Below are 7,007 nucleotides of genomic sequence, written 5' to 3'. Positions count from 1 at the left end.
AAAATCATGCGCCGCATCTTGCGCAAAATTGCAGAAAACGACTTCGGAGCCTTGGGCGACACCTCAACCCTCGCCGATCCCTCCGTCGTCGACGACCTAATCGCCAATCGCAGCAAGACGTAACAAAAAACGGCCCGGGATATCCCGGGCCGTTTCACGTCAGGCTCTGCCCAACGAATTACTTCAACGCAGCGTCAGTAATGGCATGCGTCCAGGCCCCTTCGGGCGCTTTGGTGATGACCGGATCAGATCCACCGCCCAACAGGGTCTGCACAGTACGTTCATAATCCGCAACATCCAGCGCGCCATTGCTGCCAGCGGTCAGCTTTGCGATCTCACCCATCATACGCTTTTGATGTGTCTCGGTTTGAGCGCCAGAGGCATCGTTGTCCAACACGATCTCAGCCGCCTCTTCTGGATTTGCTTCGGCGTATTTCCAGCCCTGCATGGAGGCGCGTACAAAGCGCTCCATCTTGGCAACAAATTCCGGATCATCCAGATTTTCTTCCAGCACATAAAGACCATCTTCCAGCGTCGCGACGCCCTGATCCTCATATTTGAACGTCACCAGCTCATCCGCGCCAACGCCTGCATCAATGACCTGCCAATATTCATTATAGGTCATGGTAGAGATGCAATCAGCCTGCCGTTGCAGTAGCGGATCGACGTTAAAGCCCTGTTTCAGAACCTCAACACCGGATGCAGATTTGCCCTCGGTGGAAATGCCCAGCTGGCTCATCCAGCTCATGAAGGGGAATTCATTGCCAAAGAACCAAACCCCCAACGTGCGATCCGCCAGATCCGCGGGCGCGGCGATGCCGGTGTCTTTCCAGCAGGTCAGCATCATGCCCGAAGATTTGAAAGGCTGCGCGATATTAACAAGCGGCAAGCCCTTTTCGCGGGCCGCCAGCGCAGCAGGCATCCATTCCACGGTCACATCCGCGCCGCCCCCTGCGATCACCTGTGTCGGTGCAATGTCCGGGCCGCCAGGCAGAATGGTGACGTCCAGATCTTCCGCCTCATAAAACCCTTTGTCGAGCGCCACATAGTAGCCTGCAAACTGGGCTTGGGTCACCCATTTCAGCTGCAATGTCACCTCATCCGAGGCCTGTGCGGCCCCTGTTGCCAATGCCGTCATTGCAGTGGCTGCAAGAATGTTTTTCATGGATCTAGCTCCCTGTTGTTTTGATCCGAGTTTGAAGGGGAAGCACACCGCAGACAAAAGCTTTCTGTTTGTATTCATGAGCTTATTTTGCGCTGTGCTGGTTTTTTATGCTATTGATATCTTATCCTCAGGCGCGGCTGCGCTGGGACGGGTGCCAGAAGGTGAAGATACGTTCAAACATCGACACCAGCCCGTAAAACGCCGACCCCGCAAGGGCCGCCACCACAATTTCGGCCCAGACCATATCCAGCGCCAATTGCCCGACACTGGTGGAAATCCGAAAGCCCATGCCCACGGTGGGTGAGCCAAAGAACTCCGCCACAATCGCACCGATTAGCGCCAGCGTTGTGGAGATTTTCAGCCCGTTGAAAATAAACGGCAAGGCGACCGGCAGGCGCAGTTTGACAAAACTCTGCCAGTAACTTGCCGCATAGGTCTGCATCAGGTCGCGCTGCATGTCATTGGTTTCCCGAAGTCCTGCAACAGTGTTGACCAGCATCGGAAAGAAGATCATCACAACCACCACAGCCGCCTTGGACTGCCAGTCAAACCCGTACCACATCACCAGAATGGGCGCGGTGCCAACAATAGGCAGCGCCGCCACAAAATTGCCAACCGGCAGCAGCCCTCGACGCAGGAAATCGCTGCGATCCACCAGCACCGCGGTGCAGACCGCCGCCAGGCAGCCCATGACATAGCCCCCCAAAGCCCCTTTCAAAATGGTCTGGGTAAAATCCGCCCACAAAACCGGCAAACTGCTTGCAAACCGAACCGCAATCTGGCTTGGCGCAGGCAAGATAACCAAAGGCACCTCAAGGCCACGCACCAACAGCTCCCAAACGGCCAGGAGGGTGACCCCAAAAATAGCAGGCACCAACAGGCGCACAAATGCCGTCTCGGCCCGTGGCCCATTGGCCAGCTTGTGATTGACCCACCAGCCGCCAACCCAGATCACAGCCGCGAAAATCACCAGCCCCATGTGACCCTCCGTTTTTTCATCTTTTCAAAAATACTTCGGGGGAGTCGCGCCTGCGCGACGGGGGCAGCGCCCCCTTTTGACATCAAACTCACGTGGTCACCCCCATCCGGCGCAGCAGAAACCGTTCCACCAGCCCCAACAGCGCCACCAGCAGTGCGGCCAGAATGGCCGCCGCAAAAAGTGCGGACCAAATCTGAACCGTCTGGCCATAATAACTTCCCGCCAAAAGACGCGCGCCAAAGCCCGCAACCGCTCCGGTGGGCAACTCGCCCACGATGGCCCCCACCAGTGATGCGGCAATCCCGATTTTCAGCGACGCAAACAGATAAGGCATCGACGACGGCAGACGCAGCTTCCAGAACCCCTGCGCTGTATTGGCGCTATAGGTCTTTAACAGATCCACCTGCATGTGATCCGGGCTGCGCAGCCCTTTGACCATCCCCACCACCACCGGAAAGAAGCTGAGGTAGGCCGCAATAATCGCCTTGGGCAACAGCCCCTGCACCCCAATGGAATAGAGCACCACAATGATCATTGGTGCTAGCGCAATAATCGGGATGGTCTGGCTGACAATGGCCCAGGGCATCACCGACATATCCATGACTTTGGAATGGACAATCCCAACGGCCAGCAAAATGCCAAGTCCCGTGCCAATAGCAAATCCCAAAAGCGTCGCCGACAACGTCACCTGACCATGATAGATCAGGCTGCGTTTTGAGGTGATCTTCTTTTCAACCGTGGTCTCCCAGAGTTCAATGGCCACCTGATGCGGCGCCGGCAAGCGCGGACGGTCCACCGACCACACGTCGGCAATGGCAAAGCTGTTGTTGACCACCAGCCCCATCGCGCCAAGATCGCGACGCGCCTTTGGCGTCGCGGGTTCCACCACCGCGCCGGCCCGTTCAGCCGCGTCCAGAACGCCTTTGATGTTCATCGGCACACAGGCCAGATACCAGATCCCGATAATCCCGGCGACCACGGTCAGGACAGAAAGAAATGTCTTCATGTCGCTGTTCCTTTAGTCATGGGCATGGCCCGCACGCAGGCCTTCCCGCACACGATGCGCAATTTCAATGAACTCCGCACTGTCGCGAATATCCAAGGGGCGCTCTTTGGGCAGCGGGCTGTCGATGATCTCGTGAATACGGCCCGGCCGGGGAGACATCACCACGATCTTGGTCGACAAATACACCGCTTCGGGGATCGAATGGGTGACAAAGCCGATGGTTTTGTCCGTCCGGGCCCACAGCTGCAAAAGCTGCTCATTCAGGTGGTCGCGGACAATTTCATCCAAGGCCCCAAAGGGTTCGTCCATCAACAGGATATCCGCATCAAAGGCCAAGGCACGGGCAATTGACGCCCGCTGCTGCATGCCGCCGGACAGCTGCCAGGGGAATTTCTGACCAAACTGTTCCAACTCCACCAGCTTCAGAACCTCAGCCACGCGACGTTCTTGTTCGGCTTTGTCATAGCCCATGATCTCAAGCGGCAGTTTGATGTTCTTGGCAATGGTGCGCCAGGGGTACAACCCTGCGTGTTGAAACACATAGCCATAGGCCCGCGCCTGGCGCGCCTCATCCGGTGTCATCCCATTGACACTGAGCGTGCCACCGGTGGGCTGTTCCAGCGCCGCAATACAGCGCAGAAATGTGGTTTTGCCACAGCCGGACGGGCCAATAAAGGAAACAAAGTCCCCCTTGTTGATCGTTAAATTTACATTTTTCAACGCATGAACCGCGTTGTCGCCAGATCCAAACACCAAATTCAGATCCTGAGCCTTGATAACCGGTTGGGGTACCACTGTTGCCTCTTCCATGAAGCCCTCTATTTCACTTTGGCTCAGCACGGGGTTTACACTCCTGTTGCCGGAATACCAGAGCGGTCGACAGGACGCGGCGCGGTCAATTCTTTCCACGTGGACAAGGCCTTATTGACCACAGTGTTCGCTTCGCGCTCGACAAATTTGCCGTGACCTTCCTGGGTCTTGATCTCGCCGTCCACAACCGCAACCTGCCCGCGGGTCAGCGTGTACCGCGGCAGACCTTTGACCTCATGCCCTTCAAACACGTTGTAATCGATAGCCGATTGCTGCGTGCCCGCTGAAATCACCTTGGTCTTTTCGGGATCCCAAACCACCAGATCCGCATCTGCACCAACCAGAACCGCGCCCTTCTTGGGGTAGCAATTCAGAATTTTGGCGATATTGGTAGAGGTTACAGCGACAAACTCATTTGGTGTCAGACGACCTGTTGCCACACCATGGGTCCACAGCATCGGCATCCGGTCTTCGAGGCCCCCCGTGCCATTGGGGATCTTGGTAAAGTCACCCACACCGTACCGTTTCTGTTCGGTGGTAAAGGCACAGTGATCCGTTGCCACAACCGACAATGAGCCAGACTGTAGACCAGCCCACAGACTGTCCTGATGCTGCTTGTTCCGGAACGGTGGCGACATCACCCGACGGGCGGCATGATCCCAATCGGCATTCATATATTCACTGTCATCCAGGGTCAGATGCTGGATAAGCGGCTCCCCCCAGACGCGCTTGCCCTGCATGCGCGCGCGGCGGATCGCCTCATGGGACTCCTCACATGACGTATGCACCACATAAAGCGGCACGCCTGCCATATCGGCAATCATGATCGCGCGGTTAGTCGCCTCGCCTTCCACCTGCGGCGGGCGAGAGTAAGCATGCGCCTCTGGACCGGTGTTGCCTTCGGCCAGCAATTTGGCCGACAGTTCCGCCACCACATCGCCGTTTTCCGCATGCACCATGGCAATCCCACCCAGCTCCGCCAGACGCTGGAAGGACGCATACATTTCATCATCGTTCACCATCAACGCGCCCTTATAGGCCATGAAATGTTTGAACGTATTGATGCCGCGGGTCTCCACAACGGTTTTCATATCGTCAAAAACCTGCTCGCCCCACCAGGTCACCGCCATGTGAAAGGAATAGTCACAATTGGCACGGGTGGATTTATTGTCCCAGCGTTTCAGCGCATCCAGCAAGCTTTCCCCCGGATTGGGCAAGGCAAAATCCACAACCATCGTGGTGCCGCCTGCCAGACCCGCGCGGGTGCCGCTTTCAAAGTCATCCGAGGAATAGGTGCCCATAAACGGCATTTCCAGATGGGTGTGCGGATCAATCCCGCCGGGCATCACATAACAGCCCGTGGCATCCAGCTCCTCATCACCGCTGAGCCCGGTGCCAATCTCAGTGATTACCCCATCTTCGATCAGAACATCTGCCTTATAGGTCAGATCCGCCGTCACAATGGTTCCGTTCTTGATAACCTTCGTCATCTCTATCTCCCTGTCGCTGCCAGTTTTCTGACACGCATTTTTTGAAACACCCTGGTTTTCATCTTTTTACAAATACTTCGGGGGTCCGGGGGCTGGCCCCCGGTAGGTTGCATCACCCGACGATTTCCGCCGTCTCAGCCACCGCGTGAAGCAGCACATTGGCCCCAGCTGCGGCCCAATCCTTGGTGATCTCTTCCGCTTCATTGTGGCTCAGACCATCCACACAGGGACACATTACCATCGCTGTCGGCGCCACCTGATTGATCCAGCAGGCATCATGGCCCGCACCAGACACCAGATCCATATGGCTCAACCCCAACCGTTCAGCTGCACCACGCACAGCTGCCACGCAGCCTTCGTCAAACGTAACGGGATCAAAATGACCAGAGGGTTCAATGCTCAGCTCCAACCCAAGCTCATCCGCAATTTCCTTGGCTTTTGCTTCATATTGCGTGCGCATCGAGGTCAGCTTGGCCAGATCCGGGGATCGAAAATCCACGGTAAAGACCACTTTGCCGGGGATCACATTGCGTGAATTTGGGAACACATCACAATGCCCAACCGCGCCCACCGCATGGGGCTGATGGGCCATGGCGATCTGATGCGCCGCTTCGGTCATCCGCGCCATGCCAAGACCCGCGTTCACCCGCATATTCATCGGCGTCGAACCGGTGTGCGCATCCTTGCCGGTCACGGTGCACTCCAACCACCACAGACCTTGCCCATGGGTGACCACACCAATGTCCTTGCCTTCAGCTTCCAGGATCGGCCCCTGTTCGATGTGCAGCTCAAAGAAGGCGTGCATTTTCCGCGCACCCACCTCTTCATCGCCTTTCCAGCCAATCCGGGCCAGCTCGTCCCCAAACGTCTTGCCCTCCGCATCCTCACGCGCATAGGCCCAATCCTGCGTGTGCATGCCAATAAACACGCCGGACGCCAGCATCGCCGGAGCAAACCGCGTGCCCTCTTCATTGGTCCAATTGGTCACCACAATAGGATGTTTGGTCTTGACGTTCAGGTCATTCAGCGACCGGATCAACTCCAACCCGCCCAAAACGCCAAGGATCCCGTCATATTTACCGCCGGTCGGCTGGGTATCCAAATGCGAGCCCACGTAAACGGGCAAGGCGTTGGGATCGGTACCCGGACGGGTGGCAAACATGTTTCCCATGGTATCCACACGCATGGTACAGCCCGCATCTTCGCACCATTTCTGAAACAGCGCCCGCCCTTCGCCATCTTCATCCGTCAAGGTCTGGCGATTGTTGCCGCCCGCAACACCCGGGCCAATTTGAGCCATATCCATCAGACTGTCCCACAGCCGATCACCATTGATTTTGAAATTTTCACCTGGCGCGGTCATTCCGTTCGTCCTTCCTGCGTCCTGCCCAAAGGATCCTCTTTTTTGGATACTTTGGTGCGCTACTTCATTTATTATGCCCGAATTCAGTGCGGCGAGCTGTTTTATCTCACTGAGACATCAACCCTATTTGACCAAATGGTCAAACTCACGCTATCACGGAGTGGCAATCAGTCAAGAAAATGCCCACAATTTAG

6 protein-coding genes are annotated in these 7,007 nt (G+C 56.5%); all 6 read right to left on the bottom strand.

Annotated features, from left to right (window positions below; genetic code table 11):
* Window positions 1–178: 178 nt before the first annotated feature.
* The 6 genes from GFB49_RS16420 to GFB49_RS16395 all read right to left on the bottom strand — a co-directional run bounded on the left by GFB49_RS16420 (window position 179) and on the right by GFB49_RS16395 (window position 6,813).
* Entirely contained in the window at window positions 179–1,165 is a 987-nt protein-coding gene (locus GFB49_RS16420) for an ABC transporter substrate-binding protein (RefSeq protein WP_153217011.1), read from the bottom strand.
* 127 nt (window positions 1,166–1,292) lie between these two features.
* Window positions 1,293–2,144: an ABC transporter permease gene (locus tag GFB49_RS16415; RefSeq protein ID WP_153217010.1), complete on the bottom strand. Its 852-nt coding sequence runs from the start codon at window positions 2,142–2,144 to the stop codon at window positions 1,293–1,295.
* A gap of 88 nt (window positions 2,145–2,232) precedes the next feature.
* Window positions 2,233–3,150 (bottom strand): ABC transporter permease, encoded by a 918-nt coding sequence (locus tag GFB49_RS16410; protein ID WP_153217009.1) that lies wholly within the window; start codon window positions 3,148–3,150, stop codon window positions 2,233–2,235.
* Window positions 3,151–3,162: 12 nt separating this feature from the next.
* Window positions 3,163–3,960: an ABC transporter ATP-binding protein gene (locus tag GFB49_RS16405; protein ID WP_153217008.1), complete on the bottom strand. Its 798-nt coding sequence runs from the start codon at window positions 3,958–3,960 to the stop codon at window positions 3,163–3,165.
* 35 nt (window positions 3,961–3,995) lie between these two features.
* Window positions 3,996–5,450 (bottom strand): dihydropyrimidinase, encoded by a 1,455-nt coding sequence (hydA, locus tag GFB49_RS16400; RefSeq protein WP_153217007.1) that lies wholly within the window; start codon window positions 5,448–5,450, stop codon window positions 3,996–3,998.
* Between the two features lie 112 nt (window positions 5,451–5,562).
* Window positions 5,563–6,813, bottom strand: a complete 1,251-nt coding sequence (locus GFB49_RS16395; protein ID WP_153217006.1) for a Zn-dependent hydrolase — start codon at window positions 6,811–6,813, stop codon at window positions 5,563–5,565.
* Window positions 6,814–7,007: the final 194 nt, after the last annotated feature.

It is taken from the genome of Tritonibacter litoralis (assembly GCF_009496005.1).
GTDB lineage: Bacteria > Pseudomonadota > Alphaproteobacteria > Rhodobacterales > Rhodobacteraceae > Epibacterium > Epibacterium litoralis.
The sequence above is the reverse complement of the archived record's forward strand: the minus strand, read 5'-3'. Positions and strand labels throughout refer to the sequence as shown.

Coding starts and splice junctions, on each gene's coding strand:
- GFB49_RS16420 (WP_153217011.1), bottom strand. CDS start 1,165: ATGAAAAACATTCTTGCAGCCACTGCAATGACGGCATTGGCAACAGGG.
- GFB49_RS16415 (WP_153217010.1), bottom strand. CDS start 2,144: ATGGGGCTGGTGATTTTCGCGGCTGTGATCTGGGTTGGCGGCTGGTGG.
- GFB49_RS16410 (WP_153217009.1), bottom strand. CDS start 3,150: ATGAAGACATTTCTTTCTGTCCTGACCGTGGTCGCCGGGATTATCGGG.
- GFB49_RS16405 (WP_153217008.1), bottom strand. CDS start 3,960: ATGGAAGAGGCAACAGTGGTACCCCAACCGGTTATCAAGGCTCAGGAT.
- hydA (WP_153217007.1), bottom strand. CDS start 5,450: ATGACGAAGGTTATCAAGAACGGAACCATTGTGACGGCGGATCTGACC.
- GFB49_RS16395 (WP_153217006.1), bottom strand. CDS start 6,813: ATGACCGCGCCAGGTGAAAATTTCAAAATCAATGGTGATCGGCTGTGG.